Origin of the sequence: Priestia sp. AB, assembly GCF_028369225.1 — a bacterium.
Lineage (GTDB): Bacteria > Bacillota > Bacilli > Bacillales > Bacillaceae_H > Priestia > Priestia megaterium.
This window is the reverse complement of the sequence record NZ_JAQMYN010000001.1, coordinates 487,424-509,774: the sequence shown is the minus strand read 5'-3', so window position 1 is coordinate 509,774 and position 22,351 is coordinate 487,424. Positions and strand designations below refer to the sequence as shown.

Annotated in this window: 31 protein-coding genes; 5 read left to right on the top strand and 26 right to left on the bottom strand. The window is 38.7% G+C overall.

What is annotated here, in order from left to right:
* Positions 1 to 22 precede the first annotated feature (22 nt).
* Both scpB and POF52_RS02635 read right to left on the bottom strand, forming a co-directional pair.
* Positions 23 to 595 carry an SMC-Scp complex subunit ScpB gene (scpB, locus tag POF52_RS02640; RefSeq protein ID WP_013084925.1) on the bottom strand — a complete coding sequence of 191 codons (573 nt, stop codon included), beginning with the start codon at positions 593 to 595 and terminating at the stop codon, positions 23 to 25.
* A complete protein-coding gene (locus POF52_RS02635) occupies positions 592 to 1,347 on the bottom strand; it encodes a segregation/condensation protein A (RefSeq protein ID WP_013059060.1) in 756 nt (251 codons plus the stop codon). The genes scpB and POF52_RS02635 overlap by 4 nt, the downstream gene beginning before the upstream one ends.
* A gap of 198 nt (positions 1,348 to 1,545) precedes the next feature.
* Between POF52_RS02635 and POF52_RS02630 the strand changes: the two genes are divergently transcribed.
* Together POF52_RS02630 and POF52_RS02625 are read left to right on the top strand one after the other, a co-directional pair.
* Positions 1,546 to 1,644 carry a YjcZ family sporulation protein gene (locus tag POF52_RS02630; RefSeq protein WP_170836726.1) on the top strand — a complete coding sequence of 33 codons (99 nt, stop codon included), beginning with the start codon at positions 1,546 to 1,548 and terminating at the stop codon, positions 1,642 to 1,644.
* A 132-nt stretch (positions 1,645 to 1,776) separates the two neighbouring features.
* Entirely contained in the window at positions 1,777 to 2,298 is a 522-nt protein-coding gene (locus POF52_RS02625) for a DUF309 domain-containing protein (protein WP_271989564.1), read from the top strand.
* Between the two features lie 75 nt (positions 2,299 to 2,373).
* Here the strand turns inward: POF52_RS02625 and POF52_RS02620 are convergent, their stop codons facing one another.
* The gene (locus POF52_RS02620) at positions 2,374 to 2,727 is read right to left on the bottom strand and encodes a GNAT family N-acetyltransferase (protein WP_271989562.1); all 354 of its coding nucleotides are present in this window, start codon (positions 2,725 to 2,727) and stop codon (positions 2,374 to 2,376) included.
* A gap of 244 nt (positions 2,728 to 2,971) precedes the next feature.
* A complete protein-coding gene (locus tag POF52_RS02615) occupies positions 2,972 to 3,406 on the bottom strand; it encodes a peptidylprolyl isomerase (RefSeq protein WP_013059064.1) in 435 nt (144 codons plus the stop codon).
* 388 nt (positions 3,407 to 3,794) lie between these two features.
* Between POF52_RS02615 and POF52_RS02610 the strand changes: the two genes are divergently transcribed.
* Complete coding sequence (locus tag POF52_RS02610; protein ID WP_042452694.1) at positions 3,795 to 4,670, top strand: DUF1002 domain-containing protein; 876 nt, start codon at positions 3,795 to 3,797, stop codon at positions 4,668 to 4,670.
* A 49-nt stretch (positions 4,671 to 4,719) separates the two neighbouring features.
* Here POF52_RS02610 and lysA read toward each other — a convergent pair whose 3' ends face one another.
* The 20 genes from lysA to POF52_RS02510 form a co-directional block, all read right to left on the bottom strand.
* On the bottom strand, positions 4,720 to 6,039 hold the full coding sequence (gene lysA / locus POF52_RS02605) for a diaminopimelate decarboxylase (RefSeq protein WP_271989560.1): 1,320 nt from the start codon (positions 6,037 to 6,039) through the stop codon (positions 4,720 to 4,722).
* 138 nt (positions 6,040 to 6,177) lie between these two features.
* Positions 6,178 to 7,659: a spore germination protein gene (locus tag POF52_RS02600; RefSeq protein WP_271989558.1), complete on the bottom strand. Its 1,482-nt coding sequence runs from the start codon at positions 7,657 to 7,659 to the stop codon at positions 6,178 to 6,180.
* A complete protein-coding gene (locus tag POF52_RS02595; protein ID WP_271989556.1) occupies positions 7,652 to 8,218 on the bottom strand; it encodes a stage V sporulation protein AE in 567 nt (188 codons plus the stop codon). Before POF52_RS02595 ends, POF52_RS02600 begins: the two co-directional genes overlap by 8 nt.
* Positions 8,219 to 8,224: 6 nt before the next feature.
* The gene (spoVAE, locus tag POF52_RS02590; RefSeq protein ID WP_016765503.1) at positions 8,225 to 8,575 is read right to left on the bottom strand and encodes a stage V sporulation protein AE; all 351 of its coding nucleotides are present in this window, start codon (positions 8,573 to 8,575) and stop codon (positions 8,225 to 8,227) included.
* Positions 8,576 to 8,578: 3 nt separating this feature from the next.
* A complete protein-coding gene (gene spoVAD / locus POF52_RS02585; protein ID WP_176583437.1) occupies positions 8,579 to 9,592 on the bottom strand; it encodes a stage V sporulation protein AD in 1,014 nt (337 codons plus the stop codon).
* 13 nt (positions 9,593 to 9,605) lie between these two features.
* Positions 9,606 to 10,067, bottom strand: coding sequence for a stage V sporulation protein AC (gene spoVAC / locus POF52_RS02580; protein WP_028411545.1), 462 nt, complete (start codon positions 10,065 to 10,067; stop codon positions 9,606 to 9,608).
* Between the two features lie 18 nt (positions 10,068 to 10,085).
* Positions 10,086 to 10,508, bottom strand: coding sequence for a stage V sporulation protein AB (locus tag POF52_RS02575; protein WP_014458301.1), 423 nt, complete (start codon positions 10,506 to 10,508; stop codon positions 10,086 to 10,088).
* Positions 10,498 to 11,118 (bottom strand): stage V sporulation protein AA, encoded by a 621-nt coding sequence (locus POF52_RS02570; protein ID WP_074893493.1) that lies wholly within the window; start codon positions 11,116 to 11,118, stop codon positions 10,498 to 10,500. Before POF52_RS02570 ends, POF52_RS02575 begins: the two co-directional genes overlap by 11 nt.
* A 161-nt stretch (positions 11,119 to 11,279) precedes the next feature.
* Positions 11,280 to 12,041, bottom strand: coding sequence for an RNA polymerase sporulation sigma factor SigF (sigF, locus tag POF52_RS02565; RefSeq protein ID WP_013059074.1), 762 nt, complete (start codon positions 12,039 to 12,041; stop codon positions 11,280 to 11,282).
* 12 nt (positions 12,042 to 12,053) lie between these two features.
* Positions 12,054 to 12,497 (bottom strand): anti-sigma F factor, encoded by a 444-nt coding sequence (gene spoIIAB / locus POF52_RS02560; RefSeq protein ID WP_013084935.1) that lies wholly within the window; start codon positions 12,495 to 12,497, stop codon positions 12,054 to 12,056.
* Positions 12,497 to 12,847, bottom strand: a complete 351-nt coding sequence (spoIIAA, locus tag POF52_RS02555) for an anti-sigma F factor antagonist (RefSeq protein WP_013084936.1) — start codon at positions 12,845 to 12,847, stop codon at positions 12,497 to 12,499. Before spoIIAA ends, spoIIAB begins: the two co-directional genes overlap by 1 nt.
* A 102-nt stretch (positions 12,848 to 12,949) precedes the next feature.
* Positions 12,950 to 14,116, bottom strand: coding sequence for a D-alanyl-D-alanine carboxypeptidase family protein (locus tag POF52_RS02550; RefSeq protein ID WP_028410701.1), 1,167 nt, complete (start codon positions 14,114 to 14,116; stop codon positions 12,950 to 12,952).
* A gap of 116 nt (positions 14,117 to 14,232) precedes the next feature.
* Positions 14,233 to 15,063, bottom strand: a complete 831-nt coding sequence (locus POF52_RS02545; RefSeq protein ID WP_013084938.1) for a purine-nucleoside phosphorylase — start codon at positions 15,061 to 15,063, stop codon at positions 14,233 to 14,235.
* 16 nt (positions 15,064 to 15,079) lie between these two features.
* Entirely contained in the window at positions 15,080 to 16,261 is a 1,182-nt protein-coding gene (gene deoB, locus POF52_RS02540; protein WP_271989549.1) for a phosphopentomutase, read from the bottom strand.
* 197 nt (positions 16,262 to 16,458) lie between these two features.
* Positions 16,459 to 17,352, bottom strand: a complete 894-nt coding sequence (gene xerD / locus POF52_RS02535) for a site-specific tyrosine recombinase XerD (protein WP_013059080.1) — start codon at positions 17,350 to 17,352, stop codon at positions 16,459 to 16,461.
* A 6-nt stretch (positions 17,353 to 17,358) separates the two neighbouring features.
* Positions 17,359 to 17,586 carry a YqzK family protein gene (locus POF52_RS02530; RefSeq protein WP_013059081.1) on the bottom strand — a complete coding sequence of 76 codons (228 nt, stop codon included), beginning with the start codon at positions 17,584 to 17,586 and terminating at the stop codon, positions 17,359 to 17,361.
* A gap of 193 nt (positions 17,587 to 17,779) precedes the next feature.
* A complete protein-coding gene (fur, locus tag POF52_RS02525) occupies positions 17,780 to 18,232 on the bottom strand; it encodes a ferric iron uptake transcriptional regulator (protein ID WP_271989545.1) in 453 nt (150 codons plus the stop codon).
* A gap of 112 nt (positions 18,233 to 18,344) precedes the next feature.
* Entirely contained in the window at positions 18,345 to 18,989 is a 645-nt protein-coding gene (spoIIM, locus tag POF52_RS02520) for a stage II sporulation protein M (RefSeq protein WP_013084941.1), read from the bottom strand.
* 118 nt (positions 18,990 to 19,107) lie between these two features.
* Positions 19,108 to 19,278 carry a hypothetical protein gene (locus POF52_RS02515; RefSeq protein WP_271989542.1) on the bottom strand — a complete coding sequence of 57 codons (171 nt, stop codon included), beginning with the start codon at positions 19,276 to 19,278 and terminating at the stop codon, positions 19,108 to 19,110.
* Positions 19,279 to 19,523: 245 nt separating this feature from the next.
* Positions 19,524 to 20,075, bottom strand: coding sequence for an NUDIX hydrolase (locus POF52_RS02510; RefSeq protein WP_013059084.1), 552 nt, complete (start codon positions 20,073 to 20,075; stop codon positions 19,524 to 19,526).
* Between the two features lie 71 nt (positions 20,076 to 20,146).
* Between POF52_RS02510 and mciZ the strand changes: the two genes are divergently transcribed.
* Together mciZ and POF52_RS02500 are read left to right on the top strand one after the other, a co-directional pair.
* The gene (gene mciZ, locus POF52_RS02505) at positions 20,147 to 20,311 is read left to right on the top strand and encodes a Z-ring formation inhibitor MciZ (protein ID WP_013059085.1); all 165 of its coding nucleotides are present in this window, start codon (positions 20,147 to 20,149) and stop codon (positions 20,309 to 20,311) included.
* 97 nt (positions 20,312 to 20,408) lie between these two features.
* Positions 20,409 to 21,326, top strand: a complete 918-nt coding sequence (locus POF52_RS02500; protein ID WP_271989539.1) for an aldo/keto reductase — start codon at positions 20,409 to 20,411, stop codon at positions 21,324 to 21,326.
* Between the two features lie 27 nt (positions 21,327 to 21,353).
* On the opposite strand, the gene POF52_RS02495 is transcribed toward POF52_RS02500, so the two are convergent.
* Both POF52_RS02495 and POF52_RS02490 read right to left on the bottom strand, forming a co-directional pair.
* Positions 21,354 to 21,602 carry a YqkE family protein gene (locus tag POF52_RS02495; RefSeq protein ID WP_016765509.1) on the bottom strand — a complete coding sequence of 83 codons (249 nt, stop codon included), beginning with the start codon at positions 21,600 to 21,602 and terminating at the stop codon, positions 21,354 to 21,356.
* Positions 21,603 to 21,666: 64 nt separating this feature from the next.
* Positions 21,667 to 22,335 carry a 3-oxoacid CoA-transferase subunit B gene (locus tag POF52_RS02490; RefSeq protein ID WP_016765510.1) on the bottom strand — a complete coding sequence of 223 codons (669 nt, stop codon included), beginning with the start codon at positions 22,333 to 22,335 and terminating at the stop codon, positions 21,667 to 21,669.
* Between the last annotated feature and the right edge of the window lie 16 nt (positions 22,336 to 22,351).

Genomic DNA, 22,351 nt, shown 5'->3' with positions numbered 1-22,351 from the left:
AACTCTATGTTCTTTTACATTTTCACTTCATTTCTTGAAACGATTGAAAAAACAAATCTGCTTCTTGATCGGTTCCTTCTTGTAATAAATCTTCTGGAAGCGGCGGCAGCTCTTCGATACTTTTAAGGCCAAAATAGCCTAAAAATTCTTTTGTCGTTCCGTATAAGATGGCCCGCCCCGCGCCTTCCGCTCGTCCCACTTCCTTTAATAAAACTTTTCCAATTAAAGTTTGAAGAGGTCTTTCCGTTTTCACTCCGCGAATCTCTTCGATTTCAGCTCTTGTAATTGGCTGCTTATACGCTACAATAGCTAACGTTTCAAGCGCTGCTTGTGATAATGATTGATTAGCGGGAGCTTCTACGAGCTTCTCAATATATGGTGCATAGTCTTTTTTTGTGACAAGCTGATAGGCCCCTCCTATTTCAACAAGTGTAACTCCTCTGAACTTACACTCTTGCTCTAAGCTCTCCAAAGCACCTTGAATATCTTCATGAGGCTTTTCTATAATCTCAGCTAACCGGCTAATGGATAGACCTTCATCACCAGAAACAAAAAGTAAGCTCTCAATAATAGCCTGTAGATTATTCGTTGTCATTCCTCTTCATTCCTTTCTCGATACGATACATAAAGCTCGTCTAGATTGTGCTGCTGTTCCACAACGATTTCATTTTCTTTCATTAATTCCAGCACAGCTAAAAACGTTACAACAATATGATCACGCTCTTGATAAGGAAACAGCTGATAAAAACTTTTTTTCCCTTTAAAGGCTTTTAATTCATTCACAATTTCACTCATGCGCTTGTCAATTGGAATGTCTTGCCTTGCTATTTTCGTCTGCATAGGCTTTTTATTTTGCTTTCGTTTCATCAACTTTTGAAAAGCACTTAGCATATCATACAGTGATATATCCAATCCTTCATCCTGAGGCTGCGTACGTTCTTCTGCATTTATTTGCACATTACTTGGAGGTTTTGTATACACATGACTTTGGTCTTCTTCCAGCTTTTGAAGTTCTACAGCCGCTTCTTTAAACTTTCGATATTCAATTAAGCGCTGCATCAATTCTTCACGCGGATCTTCTTCATCGACCATTTCAATTTCATCCATATCTTCTTCATACGTAGGCAGAAGCATTTTACTTTTAATTTGAAGCAAAGTTGCTGCCATGACTAGATATTCACTGGCAACGTCTAGCTGAAGCTCATTCATTGTATGTATAAACATCATATATTGCTCAGTAATTGTCGCTACTGGGATATCGTAAATATCAATTTCAAATCGGTTAATCAAATGCAGAAGAAGATCTAAAGGTCCTTCAAACGCATCTACTTTTACACTATACTCCACTTTTATCTCACCAACACTTTTCAATTGCTTATCATTTCTGCTGTTTTATATAACGTTACTATCATTAGTATAGAGGATTATAGACACATGTCCAATACAAATTAACGTAAAAATAGGTCATTTGCCCATACAAAAAGTTTAAACATACATATGATGTCAAGGTAATAAGATTTTGAAATGGCTGAAGGAGGAACTCGCATGGGTGAAAAATCTTGTGGATACGGTAGCGGTTTCGCTTTAATTGTTGTACTGTTTATTTTATTAATCATTGTTGGTTGTTCTTGCTTACGCTTCTAACCACACATATTGAATAAAAACAAACGTGTTCGCCATACCTTGAGCACGTTTGTCTCTTTAAAGGCACTGCGCTGATGAATAGCTAATTTTTGTGATACACTACATATAGAGCCTTACCAGGAGGGAACAAGATTGTATTCACAAGCCTATATTGATTATTTAGTTCATTTTCATGGCGACCGGGATTACTTTGAATGTCATGAACTGCTAGAAGAACACTGGAAAAAAGACGAAAGAGGACACCGCAATATTATTTGGGTTGGCCTTATTCAAATTGCTGTTTCACTCTATCATCATCGACGCCAAAATTTCGCTGGAGCCAAAAGAACGATGCAAAAGGCGCTGGCAATTTTAACGAAGAAAGAAGAAAATATTGAACAGCTTGGACTTAACTATCCTTCACTGCTTAAACTTCTTCGCAAACAATTAGCTTTAATCGATACCTATCAGCCATATAAAAGTATTAACTTGCCCATTGAAGATCCAGCATTATTACGAGCTTGCAAACAAAGAAGCACTGATAAACAGCTTGTCTGGTTATCAGCTTCTAATCTGCAAAATGATGCGATTGTTCATCGTCACAGCACGCGAGATCGGTCAGATGTGATTGCGGAAAGACAAGCGAACTTATTAGCAAAACAAAACAACAGGTAGCTAGAAGCTACCTGTTGTTTTATGATGACTAAGATGTGAAAGAAGCTTTCACACCTCACCTAATCATGCTTTTTTTTATTCATCCGCCTGACACTTTTCATAAAACGGAGCGATGATTTCACTCGGCTTAATTTGTGCAGTCGTATACATTTCTTTAAGAGCTTTAATCATTTTTTTGCCAATGCCCTGTTGGCGGTGTGAAGGGTTTACACTGACGTGTTGAACCTCAATCAAACTTTTATCGAGTATGGAAATACCAACAATCCCAATAATATCTTCTTCTTGCTTCCAAAGATACAGCTGCCAATGTTCGTTTTGCTCATATTCTTTCATCGTTTGTTGAAGTTTTTTTAAATCTTTTTCCGTAGGTACAAACGATAGAAGACCCATGGCGATTTTTTCATAGTTTCGTTTATAGCGAATAAGCATACGATTCTCCCTCGTCCTCAAACTTTCCTACAAATTAATGCGCTGCGTTTTTTACTGCTTTTATCATACAAAATTTATAAGTAAATAGCAATATTACACAAAAGCTTGTCCTATGTTATGCGTGTATGAGAAACCTAATCTATTACGCTTTTTGAGCTGTTGCGCGAAGAAAAAACGCCGTAACCCCCTGTAAAAGGTTGTTATGACGTTTTATCAGCTAATATCCATTTATAGCAGTATGCTCTTATTCTTCCCAGACTTTTACTTCTTTCATTACGTCGCCATTTTTCATTTTTAACACTGTATCAAGTCCTTCTGTTACTTTTCCAAATACAGTGTGAACACCGTTCAAATGAGGCTGTGGCTCATGAACAAGAAAGAACTGACTGCCGCCTGTGTCTTTACCAGCATGTGCCATTGATAGAGAACCCGCTTCGTGTTTGTGAGGGTTTCCTTCTGTTTCACATTTAATTGAGTAGCCAGGGCCGCCAGCACCTGTACCAGTTGGGTCTCCTCCTTGAGAAACAAATCCAGGGATAACGCGGTGGAACGTTACGCCGTTGTAGAATCCTTCATTAGCTAACTTTTCAAAGTTTTCTACTGTTCCTGGTGCTTCGTTAGGAAATAAATCGATTAGAATTTTTTCGCCATTTTCCATTAGAATACTTGCTTTTTTCATATAAATGACCTCCAATATATGTATTAGTACCGCTATAGGCTCTGTTTTCCCTATCAAAGCGGCAAAACGTAAAAGTTGTAAGTGCCACCTAGAGTAGAACACTTACATTTATAAACTCACTCTATTCTACTACAAACAAGCTCATGAATTCAATGAATGCACTTCTTCACTTTCTTTTCGTAGGGATCTAAATAAAAAATAGTAGTTGTGAGATGAAACTTTTTATAGTATCATCCGTCTAATACAGTGGCAGAGATACATAGATTTCATTTCATATAGAAATCTACGCCTCTAGACTGATTTATGGGAAAATGATGAATTGACTCTGTTACTTCAGACCTGCCCGTATTATAATAGGGCAAGTATGGGATTAAAGGAGGAAAAAGGTTTGAAATTAACGATAAAAGCAATAATGGTGACATTAGGTCTTCTTCTATTCCTAACCGCACCCTTAAAAAGTTTTGCAGATGCTGCTCCGGGCGATGTTATTATTACATTAGGTCAGGACTTAACCAGCTCTCAGAAGCAACAGGTATTAAATGACCTTGATGCACCAAGCAATGCTCAAACAGTAACCGTGACAAACCAAGAAGAGCATGAATATTTAGGTGACTTTATTCCAAAGGCTACTATTGGATCTCGTGCTATTTCATCTTCTAGTATTACCCTTGGTTCAAAAGATTCAGGTTTAAGCGTATCAACTCAAAATATTAATGGTATTACAGACGACATGTATATTAATGCTTTGATGACCGCCGGCGTTAAAGATGCAAAAATCCAGATTACCGCTCCATTTGAAGTATCTGGTACAGCTGCTTTAACAGGTATTATGAAAGCATATGAAGTTCAAACAGATCAAAAAATCCCAGAAGAAGTAAAAAAAGCAGCCAATGAAGAGATGGTCCAGACCTCTGAGCTTGGTGAAAAAATCGGTAAAGAAAAAGCAGCGCAGTTTATGGCAACGATTAAAGAAGAAATTGCCAAAGAAAATCCTCAAACAAAGGATGATTTACGCACGTTAATTCAGCGAGTGGCTGATGATTTAGGTATTAAATTAACAGATTCAGAGCTTAATACACTTGTTGATTTTTTCAATCGTTTAAAAGATATGAACATCGATTGGAATCAAGTAAAAGACCAACTTTCCGCGACAAAGGAAAAAGTAACAACATTTCTTCAGTCAGAAGAAGGCCAATCATTTCTTGATAAATTAAAGCAATTCTTTGTTGATATTATTAATGCTATTAAATCGTTATTCTCATAAAAAAAAGAGCCTCTTGAACAAGAGGCTCTTTTTTTACGTTAATCACTCGTTACTTTTTTACCGTCACTTTGTATTTCACGTCATTTTTTACAATGTCTTCATATGTTTCGCGTTTTACGACTAGCTGTGCTTCTCCATCTTCTACGAACACGACAGCTGGCTTTGGCAAACGATTATAGTGACTTGCCATAGAATAACCGTATGCGCCTGTACAAAACATCGCTAATAAATCATCTGGGTTTGCTTTTGGAAGATGTACATCCCACATCAGCATATCCCCCGATTCACAGCACTTACCTGCGATGGATACGAGCTCATCACTCTCATCATTCATTCGATTGGCAATGACCGCTTCATATTTCGCTTGATACAGTGCGGGACGGATATTGTCGTTCATTCCTCCATCAATCGCTACATATTCTCGTACATTAGGTACATGTTTACGAGAACCAATTGAATACAGAGTCGTTCCGGCATCTCCTACAAGAGAGCGGCCGGGCTCAATCCAAATTTCAGGAATTTCTACTTCTAACTGTTTGGACTGCTTTTTGACCTCTTCTATAATAACTTCCACATACTGCGAAACAGGAATAGGTTGATCTTCTTCCGTATAACGAATGCCAAAGCCGCCGCCTAAATTTAATACTTGGGGAACAAATTCTATACGTTGTTTCCACTCTTTCATTTTTGCAAAAAGCTTTTGAGTCGCCATAATAAATCCCGTTGTTTCAAAAATTTGCGATCCTATATGACAGTGAATACCTAAAAGTTCTAGCCCCTTGCTATTTTGCACAAGACGCACAGCTTCGTCTGCTTGACCGTTTTGAAGATCAAACCCAAACTTCGAGTCTTCCTGCCCTGTCAAGATATAATCATGTGTATGAGCTTCAATTCCGGGTGTTAATCTGAGAAGAACAGGCATCTTTTTTTGATACTGTTCCGTTATTTCCTGAAGCAATGCAATTTCATAAAAATTATCAACTACAATGCATCCTACATCTTCTTTGACGGCCATTTCTAGTTCTGCTCGGCTTTTATTGTTTCCATGAAAATGAATCCGTTCTTTCGGAAAGTCAGCTGCTAAAGCCGTATACAGTTCTCCTCCCGAAACAACGTCTAACGAAAGACCTTCTTCATGAACGACTTGAACCATGGCAATTGTCGAAAAAGCTTTGCTTGCATAAGCGACCTGTGCTTTTACTCCATGCTTTTCAAATGTTTCTTTAAATCCTCTAGCACGCTGCCGAATTAAAGCTACGTCATATACGTAAAGGGGTGTCCCAAAATTTGATGCTAATTCAACCGTATCAACTCCACCAATTTCAAGATGCCCCTGCTTATTTATGCGACTTGTTCCGTGTAAAAACATGTTTAGACCCCGTTCCTGTGTATAGTGTAAAAAAGACAGTTAACGGCAATTCGCTGCTAACTGTCTAAATATTTATTATTTTCCATATTTAAAACAAATCTATCACATCTTCATACAGGTTTCAACCACATATTTTGTTTAAGGTTTTGCAGGCTGGCGGTCTTTGTCCTGCGGATGTACAATACTAGGACGCGGATTTGCTCCAGGAACCGGTGTGCGAATGATAATCTGCCATAAAGCCTGCGGGTTAAATGGAAGAAACGGCCACAAATAAGGTGTATTCAACGATTTTAATCGCGCCATATAGAGAATGATACACGTTGTTGCAATAAGAAACCCTGGAGTATGAAAGGCCGCCACAAAAATTAACAGAAACAATCTCAGCATCTTATTTGCCACTGCTAACTCATAGCTTGGCGTTGAAAAAGAACCAATGGACGCAATAGCTACATACAAAATAACCTCCGGAACAAAGAGACCTACATCAATAGCAATTTGCCCAATAAGCGCGGCGGCAATCAAGCCCATCGCCGTAGCAAGCGGTGTCGGCGTATGAATGGCGGCCATCCTCAGGAACTCAACCCCTAGATCAGCTAAGAAAATCTGGATAACTGTCGGAATATTTGTTTCTTCGTTTGGCCCAACAAATTGCAATTTTGCCGGAAGCAGATCTGGTTCAAGTACAAATAATAGCCATAGCGGTAATAAGAAAAGAGAAGCAAGAATTCCTAAAAAACGTATCCAGCGGATAAACGTTCCTACAGAAGGAGCCTGCCTGTATTCTTCTGCATGCTGCACGTGATGAAACAGCGTAGTTGGCGTAATAATAACGCTTGGAGACGTATCGGTAATAATGATCACATGCCCTTCTAGTACATGAGCTGCTGCTGTGTCCGGACGTTCTGTATAGCGTACCATTGGAAAAGGATTAATTCCTTGTTTGACTAAAAACTCTTCAATTGATTTGTCAGCCATCGGCAAACCATCTACATCGATAGCTTCCAGTTCATCTTTTATAAGTTTAACCAGTCCTGGATCAGCTACCCCCTTTATGTACCCAATCGCTACGTCCAGTTTCGATCGTTCGCCTACCTTCATAATTTCAAAGCGAAATCTTCCGTCACGAATTCGTCTTCTTGTTAACGCTGTATTAATAATGATGTTTTCCGTGTATCCATCTCTTGCTCCGCGAATCACTTTCTCTGTATCCGCTTCTTCAGGGGATCTGCCAGGATATGTACGCACATCGACTTCAAAACCAACTTCTTCACCGTCAATTAAAACGAATAGCAGTCCTGATAAAACCGAAACCATTCCATCATCCAGCGTCTTTAAAGGTTTTACTTGCTGATGAATAAGACGGTTTTCAACAATATCCTTTAGCTTTGCTCGTTCAACTTCATTATCATTAATTTGAACGAGCACTTTTGTAATTTCAATAATAAATGAACTATCGCACAGTCCTGTTACATAGTAAACATGAACTTCTCGATCCAAAATAAGTAGTTTACGCACGCCCACATCAAAGCTTGTGTTCATACTAGCGTTTTCTTTGAACCACTGATCGTTTTTTTGTACTTTTGAAAAAATAGCTGTTTTCTGCTCTACTAGCTTACCCAAACGAACCGCTCCTTTCTAAAATAAGTCTTGCTGCTTTTTCTGTAATAGGACATCCCAGTTTAACATCATCCATCCTAGCCATTTTGCCGATATCCCCTATTCCTACAACTAAGGGAATATCGAGCTGATCCAAGCAGTAAACTGTATCTCCATTAATTCGTCCGACTTCTAACTCTTGAATTCCGCTTTTATCCACGCCGTAATGCGATATTTCCCCAAAACGATCAATGGTCACATCCACTCTTGTCCATTCGCTTTGATGAGTACGTGATGCCACGGCGATCACTCCAAGAACTTCTACTTGAGGATGCTTTGCTACGTGCAGCAAAGCAATTTCCCCTGGTCCTTCCTCTAAGAAACCGCTATCGTCGAACATCACAAAGACGGGATCATATGGTGCTTGAAGGATTAAATCTACCGTTTGACTGCCTCTTAGCGTAGTAGGGTTTCCATATGATCTCGAAATGCACCTGCCACCAACCGATTTAGCTACATGCTCAATTGCTTTGCGTGCATATTCATCCCCATCAGTTACAATAATGACCCTTCTTTTTTCCATAATCTTTTATCCTTTCGGTTTAAAGATTAACGCGATAATAAAAGCAAATAAAATAGCTGCTGAAATTCCAGCCGAGGTAAGTTCAAAAATCCCAATCCCAATCCCAATAAATCCATGGTCATCCGCTTGCTTCATCGCTCCGTGCAGCAATGAATGACCAAAGCTTGTAATTGGAACCGTCGCTCCGGCGCCAGCAAATTCAATTAACTTATCATAAAGACCAAATCCATCTAAAATCGCTCCGGCAACTACAAATGAACTCATAACGTGGGCTGGAGTAAGTTTAGCAAGATCTAGCAACAGCTGCCCAATGACGCAAATGATTCCTCCTACAACAAAAGCTATTACATACTCCATTGATCATACCTCCCCAATATGTTCTAAGACGACGCCATGAGCAATTGTTGGAATTGACTCTTTTTGCTGAATCATCGTTGGACTTAAAAGAGCTCCTGTTGCCACCATAAACACTTTCTTTAAGTTTCCTGATTTTAATTCATTTAAAATATGCCCATACGTGACAATAGCCGAGCAGCCGCAGCCGCTTCCTCCTGCAAATACATTTTGATCAGGGCGATATACCATTAATCCGCAATCATTATGATTGGTTGATATATCGTAGCCTTCGTCCTTGAGCAGCTGTTTTAAGATTGGACTTCCTACACCAGATAAATCTCCTGTTAAAATAAGATCATACTCGCTTGGAGCAACGTTCAAGTCTTCCAAATGCCTTTGAATGGTATCTGCAGCAGCTGGTGCCATAGCAGAACCCATGTCGTTTGCATTTTTAATCCCGTAATCCATTACCCGACCAATCGTTGCAGACGTGAGACGCACAATACCTTTTTCCTTCGAGACAAGCGCTGCACCTGCTCCCGTAATGGTTGCCGTTGCCGTATCTGGTTTTTGTCCTCCGTACTCGGTAGGATTTCGAAATTGGCGCTCAGCCGTTGCGTTATGACTGCTCGCTGATGCAATAACACGATTAGCAAATCCCGCATCCACAAGAGCCGCTCCTGTTGCCAGCGTTTCCATTGATGTGGAGCAAGCGCCAAACATGCATAGAAATGGAATTTGGTTATGCCGAGCTACAAAATTAGCCGTTACGTTTTGATTTAATAAATCTCCAGCCAAAAACAAATCAACGTCTTCATATGATAAATTTATTTTTTGCAAGCAGGAATCAATGGACTCCGTCATCAGTCTTCTTTCAGCTAACTCCCAGTTGTCTTCTTCACAGTGCAAATCTTTATGTGTAATATCAAATGTTTCTCCTAACGGTCCATCTGCTTCTTTTGGTCCTACAGCTGTTCCTGTGGCGTTAATATAAATAGGGTTTTCATAAACCCACGTTTGCTTCCCAGTTTTTCTCATAATCCCCCTCTTTTCATAGCAAATAAGTTTTAAAAAGGTAGCGAATGATTCCTACCACGTAAGCCGAAACCGTTCCAAATACAATGACGTTTCCAGCCAGCTTGAACATGTTGGTCGCAACTCCGAGAACAATTCCTTCACTTCGATGTTCAAGCGCGGCACTTGTCATGGAATTGGCAAAACCCGTAACAGGAACGGCTGAACCTGCACCAGCAAATTGACCAATACGATCGTATATCCCAAACCCGGTTAAGAGTGCAGATATTAAAATAAGGGTGGCAACGGTAGGATTACCTGCATTTTTTTCATTAAAGTCAAAAAATGCAATATAGAAATTTTGAATTGCCTGTCCTAATGTACAAATGATTCCCCCTACCAAAAAGGCTTTTAGGCAATTTGCCACATATGAAGGTTTAGGCTGAAATGGTTTAATGCTTTCTTGATAGTTATCTTTTAATTTTTGATTATTTGCCATATTACATACATCCTTTTCTTATTGATTAACAAAATAAATCCAATGAAATAATGATCCGCATACTTTGCCTAGTACAATGGCCATTAACAATAAAATAAGCTTGCCTTCCATTCCTATCCGTTTCGTTAACGTCGGCAATACATTAAGCACTTCGGTTAACGCTGCTGCCAGCATCCCAATAAAAATACCGCTCGTTAGACCTATGATCATAATAAGCACCGCAGGAAACTGCCACGTGTATTGATGAAGACTGCACCACCCGCCTGTAACAGCACCACCCACGACTCCCCATTCATATGCTTGAATGTATTTCATGGTTTTGGTCAGCTGCATCAAACGCGGAATAATGCCTAGCACGGTTAAAAATGCTACAAACCCAGCACCTGCAGCCAGTCCTCCCGCAAGTCCAATTACAATGGTCATCACAATGTTAATGATCATCAATTTTTTTCATACTTTCTTTATTCTCGTGCATAATGACGTATTGATCTAAGTCTTGCTGGTAATTAAACATTTCGACTTCGAGAGGACTAGGCTCTTCATTAATTCGTTTTCTAAAGACGTGGTTAAAAAACAGAATCATTCCCAAGCCTAAACCGATAGAGTAAGGCACTTGAATCAGCAAAGGCTGCTTATCTCTCAGACCGGTCAGCATGTAGAACAATTTTTGATGTACTTGTCTCATACTCACATCTTCGTGAAAGTTCATAATTGCTAAAGCAGCTCCGATGAAAAGAAGAAACCAAACAGCTAGAAAAAACAAAAAGGAATATTGTTTCTTTTTATACACGACCTCTACAATCGTTTGAGCGGGTCCAATCGTCTGAATGTCCAAATGCGGATACCGAGAGGCAACTTTTTCAATTACCTTCATTAAATCAACAATGATAATATTTCGATCACTCATACTTACTTGATATACAATTAGCTTTTCAATTTGCTTTTGAACAGAATCTCCTGCTATAACCATTGCTAATTGTCCAATATTTACAGCCTCATCAGGTTTCACTTGAATACGATGTCTCATTTTAAGATAAAGAACGTTTTCCATTCATATCACACCTTACGATTCATTATCTCCCTGTACGTGTAGTATGGATTTTCTTAAATTTTCTAATTCACGTTTCTGAACAGACCATTAATTACCAAATAAAAAAAGCAATCCGTTTCACTATTCTTCTTTGAATAGCAAAACGGATTGCTTCTTAAGTATTACGTGTCATTCATATGCAGCTTCATTTGTTTTAAGATTTTCTTCTCAAGCCTCGATACCTGAACTTGAGAAATTCCCAGCCTTGCGGCCACTTCGGACTGAGTTTGATCTTTGTAATACCTCAAATAGACAATGAGCTTTTCACGCTCATCAAGTTCTTCAATTGCTTCTTTTAAGGCAATTTTATCAAACCACTTCGCTTCCGTATGATCAGCAATTTGGTCAAGAAGGGTAATTGGATCTCCATCATTTTCATAGACGGTCTCGTGAATAGACGAAGGAGCACGATTAGCTTCTTGAGCTAGCACTACTTCTTCAGGAGTGAGATCCAAATGTTCTGCAACCTCAGCGACTGTAGGGACGCGTCCAAGTAATTTGGAAAGCTCGTCTTTTGCTTTACGTATTTTATTGCTCATTTCTTTCAGAGAACGGCTAACCTTTACCGTGCCATCATCACGAATAAACCGCTGAATTTCACCAATAATCATTGGAACAGCATATGTTGAAAATTTAACATCATACGATAAGTCAAATTTATCAACGGACTTTAATAGCCCTATACATCCAATTTGAAATAAATCATCGGGCTCATAACCACGGTTAATAAAACGTTGAACAACCGACCAAACGAGCCGCATATTTTTTTGGACGATTGTATCTCGTGCAATTTGATCACCTTGCTGACTGCGCTTGATGAGGTCTTTAACTTCATGATCCTTTAAATACGGTTCGTTTTTATTTTTTTTGACCTCCACATCCATTGGCAAGTCTCCTTAATTACATAGCGCTTTACTATTTGTTAAGTGCTTTTTTAAATATAAGGTCGTACCTTCTAATACAGTAGACTCCACTCGAATTTCATCCATAAAGTTTTCCATTATGGTGAAACCCATTCCAGAACGTTCTAGATCTGGTTTCGTTGTGTATAAAGGCTGCTTGGCTTCATCCACGTTATCGATACCAATTCCCTCATCACGAATCATCAGCTCGACTACACCGTCTTCATGAAGCGTCACAGAAATATATACCACACCATCTGGATTGCTTTCGTAGCCGTGAATAATAGCATTTGTTACTGCTTCAGATACGACTGTTTTAATTTCTGTTAACTCATCCATTGTTGGATCTAACTGCGTAATAAATGATGCTACCGTGACGCGGGCAAACGATTCATTTTGACTAAGGGCGGAAAATTGGAGGTTCATTTGATTTTTCATTATGCCACCCCCAATTTTTGAAGCGCGTTTTCTTCATTAGGTTCAAAACGAATAATTTTAAATAAGCCTGACATATTAAACAAACGTTCCACGGCAGGAGAAATAGCGCATACAACCATTTCCCCGCCGTTATTATGAACCTGTTTGTATCTCCCTAAAATAACCCCTAAGCCAGAGCTGTCCATAAAGGTTAAATGCTGTAGATTTAAAATCAAATGGCTGATAGATTCCTTCTCTATCGCTTCGGTGATTTTGCTTCTTAGCTCTTCTGCCGTATGATGATCTAATTCTCCTGTTAATCGAACCAACAAGACATCTTGTTTGAATTCCAATTCAATCGAAAGACTCACTATACAAACCTCCTCGGAAATCTTATAGTCAGTCTTTCGCTGCCGACAGAATAGAATCCTTCTCACCGACAAAACTAGTTCTATTTCGTCACATTTAGCTGTTTAAGATGTTTGAGAGAAAATAGAGAATGTACGTTTGAATATCTTCCACCAAGAAGCAGCATCGATATCTTCTTTTGCAAGAAGCGGTGAAGAACTAACTACTTTGTTATCCTTCTTAATGGTCAACGTTCCAATTTTGTCGCCTTTTTGAATAGGCGCATTTAGCTTCTCGTTCATTTTCACTTCTGTTTTAACGTCTTTGGCTGCATTTCCTTTTTTCAATAAAACAGAAATAGGCTCGGACGTAACGGCTGTTACCTGATCTTCGCTACCCTTGTTTACATCTATTTTGGTAATAACGTCTCCTTTTTTGTATAAAGGCTTCGTTGTATATTGACTGAATGCGTAGTCTAACATTTTGGTTACTTGATTATTGCGATCTTTTGGCGTGCTTGCACCGAATACAACGGCTAACACACGCATATTTCCCTTTTTAGCGGTAGCTGTTAGGCAATACTTCGCTTGACCTGTAAATCCGGTTTTGAGTCCATCAACGCCGGGATAAAACTTCACTAAGCGATTTGTATTTACTAACCAAAACTTCTTATCTGTATCCGTGCGCAAATAAGCTTCGTATTTACTTGTATAGTTAATAATTTTTTCATACTTTAGTAGCTCTCTGCCCATCATGGCCATATCATGAGCTGTACTATAGTGATTTTCTACGGGCAGGCCTGTCGGATTTTGAAATTTTGTATGAGTCAAACCAAGCTCTTTCGCTTTTTGGTTCATCTTTGCTACAAATTTTTCTTCTGATCCAGCTAAATATTCAGCCATTGCCATAGAAGCATCGTTACCAGAACCTATCGCAATCCCTTTTAGCAAATCATTTACCGTCATTTCTTCTCCGGGCTCTAAAAAGATTTGTGAGCCTCCCATTGAAGCGGCATATTCACTTGCCCGCACTTTATCTTTTAAGGTAATTTTCCCTTTATCCAAAGCCTCCATAATTAAAATCATTGTCATAATTTTAGTCATACTGGCAGGGGGAAGTTCTTGATTACTATTTTTTTCGTATAGAATTTTTCCTGTATCCCGTTCAATTAAAATAGCTGACCTAGCACTGTCAGCAAGCTCGGAATTCTTTTTTTCTGCGGCTAAAACAGGTTGCGTCATAAGTGGAAATAAAAATATGACAACGAGTAACTTTACAATAGTTCGCTTCATCTCCACAAACCTCCATTCTTTATACAACCTATTTTTTCCAAGGTATAATCGATTTATACTAAGGGAAATAAAAAAAGCATCGAGAAATTCTCGATGCTTGAAGTCATATTTTCTTCTTATTTTTGATAAGCTGGAAGCTGCTTTACTACTTCTTTTACAAGCGATAAAAACTGCTGTTTTACTTTTTCAGTCGTTTCAATTACTTCTTCATGATTTAACGGCTGATCTAAAATACCAGCTGCCATATTAGAAATACAAGAAATACCTAGCACTTTCATACCTGCATGGCGTGCCACAATAACTTCTGGCACTGTAGACATACCGACCGCGTCTCCCCCGATAATGCGAAGCATACGCACTTCAGCAGGCGTTTCATATGTTGGACCTGTATTTCCTACATATACACCTTCTTGTAAGGCGATATTTAAATCAGCTCCTACTTTCTTCGCTAATTGACGAAGATCCTTGCAGTAAGCAGTTGACATATCCGGGAACCTTACTCCGAAATCAGAGTCATTAGGTCCAATCAAAGGATTGGTTCCAAAATTATTAATATGATCAGAAATAATCATTAAGTCTCCTGGATTAAAGGATTCGTTTACTCCGCCCGCTGCATTCGTTACAATCAACGTTTCTACACCGATTTCTTTCATTACGCGCACTGGAAATGTTACTTTATCAAGAGCGTACCCTTCATAAAAGTGAAAACGTCCTTGCATAGCTACAACCGGTACGTCATGAATAGTACCTATTACTAATTGGCCTGCGTGACCTTCAACTGTTGAAACCGGGAACTCAGGAATGTCGTTATACGGAATTTTTACCGCGCCTTCAATTTCGTCAGCTAATACCCCTAGTCCAGAACCTAAAATAAGCCCAATTGTTGGTGTAACAGCTGATTGATTTTTAATATATGCTGCTGCTTTTTCAATATATTCTTTTTTCATACTCCATTCCCCCTGCTTAATTCAACTCTTTTAAAAAACTTTTTCCATGCTTAGGCATTGCTACGCCAAAATTTTCTGCTACCGTTGCGCCAATATCCGCAAACGTTTGACGAATAGAAAGTTCTTTTCCTTCTTGCATGCCTTTATTGTACACAAGAAGCGGCACGTATTCACGCGTATGGTCTGTCCCATGATGAACAGGGTCATTTCCATGATCCGCTGTAATAATCAATAAATCATCTTCTTTTAATAAATCAAATACTTCTTCTAAGCGTGCATCATATTCTTCAAGTGCTTGCCCATATCCTTGTGGATCGCGGCGATGACCATAGAGAGCATCAAAATCAACTAAATTTAAGAAGCTTAAGCCTGTGAAGTCCATGTTTAATGTATCAACTAGCTTATCCATGCCGTCCATATTCGATTTGGTACGAAGAGATTTTGTTACCCCTTCTCCGTCGTAAATATCAGAAATTTTACCGATAGCAATAACATCGATGTCATTGTCTTTTAATTCATTCATTACTGTACGTCCAAAAGGCTTTAATGCATAGTCATGACGATTGGATGTACGTGCAAAATTACCTGGTTCACCTGAAAACGGGCGAGCGATAACACGTCCAATCATATATGGATCATCAAGCGTTAATTCACGAGCAATCTCACAAATTTTGTACAATTCATCAATTGGAACAATTTCTTCATGAGCAGCAATTTGCAAAACAGAATCTGCTGATGTATAGACGATTAAGTCACCTGTTTCCATATGCTGTTTTCCTAGCTCATCCAAAATTTCTGTACCAGACGCTGGTTTGTTCCCAATGATTTTTCGACCTGTTTTTTCTTCTAATTGTGAAATCAGCTCTTCTGGAAATCCATCTGGAAATACATTAAAAGGCGTATCAATATTAAGACCCATAATTTCCCAATGACCTGTCATTGTATCTTTTCCTGCAGAAGCTTCCTGCATTTTTGTATAGTAAGCCAACGGTTTTTCGGCTTTATCGATTCCTTTAATTTCACGGATATTGCTTAGGCCAAGCTTAGCCATATTAGGCATACGAAGACCGTTGCAGTGCTCTGCAATATGACCAAACGTATCAGCACCTTTATCATTGTATTTTTCAGCATCCGGTGATTCACCGATACCCACTGAATCCATGACAATTAAAAATACGCGTTTATATGTATGCGCCATTTTATTCCCTCCAAATATCAATTTATTTATTCTCTATAAAATTCCCGTTTGGAAATAATTTAACCGTCTTCTCTTATTGGTCAGAAGTCTGACCTCTCTATTAGTATAGACGCTTTTTATTTTTTTGTACACATGAATGAAAGTGTTTTCAATCAAAAAAACCAATGTCTATGAACTCATTGGACATTGGAATCTTCCTACGCTCGCGGATGAAACTGATTGTATACATCTTTTAAACGTGCTTTTGTAACATGTGTATAAATTTGAGTGGTCGAAATATCCGCATGCCCTAGCATTTCTTGAACGGCTCTCAAGTCCGCGCCGTTCTCTAACAAATGAGTAGCAAACGAATGCCGTAACGTATGTGGAGTTAATTCTTTTTCAATTTTTGCTTCAGAAGCTAATTTTTTTAATATTTTCCAAAACCCCTGCCTTGTTAAACGCCTTCCGTGATGATTAACAAAGAGTGCTTTGTCCTGTTCCTTTTGCTTTGTTAAAACACTCCGGCTATGCTGTAAATACTCTTCGATAGCCTCCGTTGCCAACCTTCCGATGGGGACAATTCTTTCTTTATTTCCTTTTCCGATACAACGAATAAATCCCATCGTCAAATGTGCATCATCAATATTTAAGTTAACGAGTTCAGACACACGAATTCCAGTAGCATAAAGCAACTCAAGCATCGCTTTGTCTCGTATGCCAAAAGGCGTCGAAGTATCAAACACATTTAACAGCGCCTCTACTTCTTCTGCATTTAGCACTTTTGGCAGCTTGCGCTCAAGCTGCGGGGTATCAATATGAACGGATGGATCTGTATCCGCTGCTTTTTCTCTTAGTAAGAATTGATGAAAAGATCTAGTTGAAGCCACATGTCTCGCAATCGTTTTAGATGACTTTTGCTGATCACTTAAATATTTCAGAAAATTAACGATGTGAAGTCTTGTTACTTCATTAAATGATTTCAGCTGCTCTACATGCTCTAAATATTGAGCATACTTTTTTAAATCTCGTTCATACGAATCAATTGTATTTTTCGCTAGTCCCCGCTCTACTACTAAATAATGAATAAAATCTTGAATTTGATCATTCAATAGCCTCTACTCCCCGTTTTGATAAAACATAAATAAACGCTCTAGCCACGTCTGATCTTTGTTCACACTTGCTTGCATGACCTTAACTGCTGAACCCGACGGCTCATCATAACGTTTGTAATTTTGATACTCTTGAGATACCCATATCATTCCAAAATAAAACAAAAGAGTAAACCCGGTAAATAAGATAAATACTTTACATGTATTATATACCATTTCAGCCCATGATTTCATGAAACAATTCCTCCAATTTTTGATTCTATTAGAAGATATGCCAATTGGGACAGGTTTTATACATGTTTCTTGCCTTTATACACTGAGTTCTCTCCTGATCATTTCCTTTCTTTCTATAAAACCATGTAGCTTATAAACTCGTTATTTTTTATTTATGTACAACAAAAAACCTTCTCCATTAGGGAAAAGGCTTTTACTGCTTCTCTTCTTTATCCTGACAGCGATGGCAAATGCCATGAAATGTCAAGCGGTGATCTTTAATTTTAAAATTCCATTGCTTTTCCACAATTTCTTCAACGTCTTCAAGCAAATCTTCTTGAATTTCGTCCACAGATCCACATTCCATACACACAAGGTGATGATGAAAGTGTGCGGCTCCTTCTTGTCTTAAATCGTAGCGAGAAACGCCATCGCCAAAGTTTATTTTATCAACAATTTTAAGTTCAGTTAACAATTCTAACGTACGATAAACAGTTGCCAATCCAATTTCCGGAGACTTTTCCTTGACGAGGAGATATACATCTTCGGCACTTAAATGATCCTCTTCATGTTCAAGAAGTACTCTTACAGTCGCCTCACGTTGAGGTGTCAATTTATAGCTAGCTGAGTGCAACTGCTGCTTAATTCGCTCAATTCGACTTTCCATAATTATTCCCTCCCTCGCCATTCACTAATCCATTATATCAGATGTGTCGAGGGTGTCAAAATAAAGTTATTATTAATAAGAAAAAAGAATTCTTTTTACTTAATACTTATTCTTACTTATTTAATAGAGCCATTACACTTTTCATTAAAGTAGGTGATACGTAAGCTTCAATTGTAGCTGCACAGGCAACCAAACATATCATAGCAATCATGGTTCCGCTGTAGCGTAAAAATGAGGCGGAAATAGGCTCCGCTGCTTTTTTAAAAAACTGCTGTCGCACAAGCTTCAAAGAAAAGGCAACTGAAGCTGCAGACAAGATCAGAAATGCCGGTATGAGAAAGATATTTTGCGGCATAACAGATACAAAAGATAGTGCAAAACCAGAGAGTCCCATTTGATTGACTAAAAAGCCTACGGTAAAACCAATCACCATTCCTTTTAAAAACAGCAGAATTAACACTACAGGCAAACCAATAATGGCGATTCCTAATATCCAAATGAGCCCTAAGTATTTAACATTATGAAAAAAACTTTGCTGAAACATTTCAACGCTGCTTGCTACTTCTCCACTCTTTACCTGTCCGAAAAACCGGTTTAAATAGAAGTACAGGTCTTCTTTTTGATCAAGCGTCAAACTATTTACAACAATAGCCCCAAAAATGATTCCCATTAAAAACAGCACGGTCACAAACAAATAAATAGAACTGTTTTCTTGAAAATGTCTTGCATACGATAATGGCAATTGTTTTTTTCTCATCGTCTTCCTCCTATTAATCGCTTAATAGAGTGTATGATAGAGTACAAAAACTATGCCAAGAATCTTTTGAATCTATCAAATAAAAAAAGAGAATGAGACATAATAAAATCAACCCAATCTAAATAAGATCAAATGAGATAGTATAGATGGCTTGTGACACCGCTGTCGATTTCCATGCAAGGCTTCGCTTTCCGCGGGCCGCCGGTGACCCTCTTCGTCGCGTACGCTTCTGCGGGGTCTCACCTATTCCGCTTTTCCCGCAGGAGTCTTCGCCTTGCCCTCCAATCAACCGCTAGAACCAACTATATAAATAAAATCTACATTCACCATCACCTTAAAAAAATCCGAACGAATTTGATTCTCCATCAAGAATCTCTATTCATCGTTCGGATTTTCCTTCAACTAAAATATGGTTGTCAAACATTTTTTTAGTTAGAGATACACGCATGCCTGTTTTTTCTCACATCAAATGACGTTTCAATGTAAACCTCTAAATTGCTAGATTGCCGTTCGTATGTAAAAGAAAAAACTCTCTTACTCTCCTAATCCGCTTTTCAACTGTAAGTACTGCACAGCATAGGCAGTTTTTGCATCATAAATTTCCTTGTTTTGAATAAGAGTAAGCGCCTCATCTACCGTAACTTCCATCACTTCAACAAATTCATCTTCGTCTAATTCAGCTTTGGTGGTCATCACTTTTAAATCTTCCGCTAAATAAAGGTGCACCAACTCATCCGCAAAACCTGGTGATGTATAAAAAGAAATAATATGGCTAAGCGAATCTGTCGTATAGCCTGTTTCTTCTTCTAACTCACGTTTTGCCGTCACAATCGGCTCTTCTCCTTTTTCTAGCTTGCCGGCTGGAATTTCGACTAAAATACGATCCATCGGCCTGCGATACTGTTTGACCATAACCATTTTATGGTCGCTTGTTAACGCAATGACAGCTACGGCTCCAGGGTGCTTAACTACTTCTCTTGTACTCGTTTTTCCGTTTGGAAGCTCTACTTCTTCTAAGTACAAATCAATCACTCTGCCTCCAAACAGCTTTTCAGAAGACAGCATTTTTTCTGTTAAATGATCCATTTTCTACACCTCGTTCTATTTTTTTGACTCTTACATATATTCTATCATACGAACCTTGGGAGGTAGAAAAAATGAAAGTTTATGTTCACGAGAAGCAAATCATTTTGGTCGGTAAAGCATGGGAAATCAAGCAAAAGTTAAAAGAATACGGCGAACAATTCCAGTATGTCGATGAATGGACGAACGCTATCTCTCAAAATTTTAATTCTTACAAACAAGCAGACTGCAGACACTAATTGTGCTGCAGTTTTCTAATCTTCTTATTTGAGTTTCCCTCTATCATAGCGCTACAATAGATAGATAGAAACAAGTAAAAAATAAGGAGTGACATATATGGAAAAAAGACGCTTAGGTACTTCAGACTTGCTTGTCAGTACATTAGGTTTAGGGTGCATGTCTCTTGGAACGGAACAAAAACACGCTGTCAATATGATTGATGAAGCTCTCGAATATGGCATTAATTATTTCGATACAGCAGATTTATATGATTTTGGCTTAAACGAGGAGTTTGTGGGACAAGCCCTAAAAAAACGCAGAAATGATATTATTTTAGCCACAAAAGTGGGGAATCGCTGGAATGATGTAAAAGACAGCTGGACATGGGATCCGTCTAAAGCTTATATAAAAGAAGAAGTAAAAGAAAGCCTGCGCCGTCTTCAAACAGATTACATCGATTTATATCAACTGCACGGAGGAACCGTTGAAGACAATATTGAGGAAACGATTGAAGCATTTGAAGAATTAAAACAAGAAGGCGTCATTCGCTACTATGGCATTTCATCTATCCGCCCAAATGTGATTCGAGAGTATGTGCAAAATTCTTCTATTGTTAGCGTCATGATGCAATACAGCTTGTTAGACAGACGCCCTGAAGAAAGTGCACTTCCTCTTTTACATGACAACGGCATTAGCGTTGTAGCCCGAGGTCCAGTATCCAAAGGGCTGCTAACCGAAAAAGGAGAGCAAAAACTTGCTGCATTCGAGGGCAAGGGCTATTTAGATTATAGCGGTACGGAATTAGCAAAAACGATAGAAGAATTTCGTCACGTACGACCAACTCACTCTCTAAACTCAACGGCACTTCAATACTGTTTAGCTAATCCTACGGTAGCCTCGGTTGTAGCAGGAGCAAGCTCTTCTTCCCAGCTTCGCGAAAACGTCAAAGCTGTCGAGGCTTCCCCGCTTCAGCCTACTGAAATTAGCAAGCTGCAATCGATCTTTAAAGCAAATCAATACGAAGCTCACCGTTAAAAAATAAAAGCGCCTTTACCGGCGCTTTTATTTTTTAAATTCAGACCAGTTCAAATCACTTTCATTTAACAGTTCTTCAAACGACTTATTTTTTTCTTTTTCTTTTCGAATTCGAGCAGCTTCTTTACGCTCTGTTTCTTTCTGCTCTTCTTCTTTTAAAGAAAGCGCCTGTTTTTTAGCTTGAAGCTGTTTTAATAAGCTATCATTTAGCTGATCTTTAATACTGAGCTGATCATTTTGTTTCTGTGCTGATTGTTTTTGCTTTTTTTTAGCCATCACAATTCCCCCGCTACTTTAATTGAGAGATATTGTATCATATTCTTGCTTTTGTTACCAAAAATCAAAATGCATCTAGTTTTACATGTTCATCAATGATTAAAGTTGGCTCTGTAGATTGTTGAATATCTTCTACCGTATAGCCTTTCGCTACTTCAACAAGCTTTAGACCTTCTGCCGTAATATCGATGACCGCTCGATCTGTAATAATGCGATCCACTACCTCTTTTCCTGTCAGAGGGAGGCTGCACTCATTTAAGATTTTAGGCTCATCTTTTCTCGTCACGTGTTCCATAATAACAATGATGCGCTGTGCTCCGTGAACTAAATCCATTGCACCGCCCATTCCTTTAATCATTTTTCCAGGAATCATCCAGTTTGCCAAGTCACCAGTTTTTGAGACTTCCATTCCTCCTAAAATCGCAATATTAATGTGCCCTCCGCGAATCATTCCAAACGATTCAGCACTATCGAAGTAAGAGGCGCCTTTTGTCGCCGTGACGGTTTCTTTACCTGCATTAATTAAATCAGGATCTACTTCTCCTTCTTTCGGATATGGTCCAATGCCTAACAGACCGTTTTCGGACTGAAGCACCACCGTTTTATTATCTGAGATATGATTAGCCACAAGCGTTGGAATACCAATTCCAAGGTTTACATAAAATCCGTCCAAAATTTCTTTTTCAGCACGTTTTGCAATTCGCTCTCTCACGTTCACGCCGTTTTCAATCATGAAAAATCTCTCCCCT

Coding starts and splice junctions, on each gene's coding strand:
- scpB (WP_013084925.1), bottom strand. CDS start 595: ATGACAACGAATAATCTACAGGCTATTATTGAGAGCTTACTTTTTGTT.
- POF52_RS02630 (WP_170836726.1), top strand. CDS start 1,546: ATGGGTGAAAAATCTTGTGGATACGGTAGCGGTTTCGCTTTAATTGTT.
- POF52_RS02620 (WP_271989562.1), bottom strand. CDS start 2,727: ATGCTTATTCGCTATAAACGAAACTATGAAAAAATCGCCATGGGTCTT.
- POF52_RS02615 (WP_013059064.1), bottom strand. CDS start 3,406: ATGAAAAAAGCAAGTATTCTAATGGAAAATGGCGAAAAAATTCTAATC.
- lysA (WP_271989560.1), bottom strand. CDS start 6,039: ATGTTTTTACACGGAACAAGTCGCATAAATAAGCAGGGGCATCTTGAA.
- POF52_RS02595 (WP_271989556.1), bottom strand. CDS start 8,218: ATGGAAAAAAGAAGGGTCATTATTGTAACTGATGGGGATGAATATGCA.
- spoVAE (WP_016765503.1), bottom strand. CDS start 8,575: ATGGAGTATGTAATAGCTTTTGTTGTAGGAGGAATCATTTGCGTCATT.
- spoVAD (WP_176583437.1), bottom strand. CDS start 9,592: ATGAGAAAAACTGGGAAGCAAACGTGGGTTTATGAAAACCCTATTTAT.
- spoVAC (WP_028411545.1), bottom strand. CDS start 10,067: ATGGCAAATAATCAAAAATTAAAAGATAACTATCAAGAAAGCATTAAA.
- POF52_RS02575 (WP_014458301.1), bottom strand. CDS start 10,508: ATGATCATTAACATTGTGATGACCATTGTAATTGGACTTGCGGGAGGA.
- POF52_RS02570 (WP_074893493.1), bottom strand. CDS start 11,118: ATGGAAAACGTTCTTTATCTTAAAATGAGACATCGTATTCAAGTGAAA.
- sigF (WP_013059074.1), bottom strand. CDS start 12,041: ATGGATGTGGAGGTCAAAAAAAATAAAAACGAACCGTATTTAAAGGAT.
- spoIIAB (WP_013084935.1), bottom strand. CDS start 12,497: ATGAAAAATCAAATGAACCTCCAATTTTCCGCCCTTAGTCAAAATGAA.
- POF52_RS02550 (WP_028410701.1), bottom strand. CDS start 14,116: ATGAAGCGAACTATTGTAAAGTTACTCGTTGTCATATTTTTATTTCCA.
- POF52_RS02545 (WP_013084938.1), bottom strand. CDS start 15,063: ATGAAAAAAGAATATATTGAAAAAGCAGCAGCATATATTAAAAATCAA.
- deoB (WP_271989549.1), bottom strand. CDS start 16,261: ATGGCGCATACATATAAACGCGTATTTTTAATTGTCATGGATTCAGTG.
- POF52_RS02530 (WP_013059081.1), bottom strand. CDS start 17,586: ATGAAATCATGGGCTGAAATGGTATATAATACATGTAAAGTATTTATC.
- fur (WP_271989545.1), bottom strand. CDS start 18,232: ATGGAAAGTCGAATTGAGCGAATTAAGCAGCAGTTGCACTCAGCTAGC.
- spoIIM (WP_013084941.1), bottom strand. CDS start 18,989: ATGAGAAAAAAACAATTGCCATTATCGTATGCAAGACATTTTCAAGAA.
- POF52_RS02510 (WP_013059084.1), bottom strand. CDS start 20,075: ATGGATCATTTAACAGAAAAAATGCTGTCTTCTGAAAAGCTGTTTGGA.
- mciZ (WP_013059085.1), top strand. CDS start 20,147: ATGAAAGTTTATGTTCACGAGAAGCAAATCATTTTGGTCGGTAAAGCA.
- POF52_RS02500 (WP_271989539.1), top strand. CDS start 20,409: ATGGAAAAAAGACGCTTAGGTACTTCAGACTTGCTTGTCAGTACATTA.
- POF52_RS02495 (WP_016765509.1), bottom strand. CDS start 21,602: ATGGCTAAAAAAAAGCAAAAACAATCAGCACAGAAACAAAATGATCAG.
- POF52_RS02490 (WP_016765510.1), bottom strand. CDS start 22,335: ATGATTGAAAACGGCGTGAACGTGAGAGAGCGAATTGCAAAACGTGCT.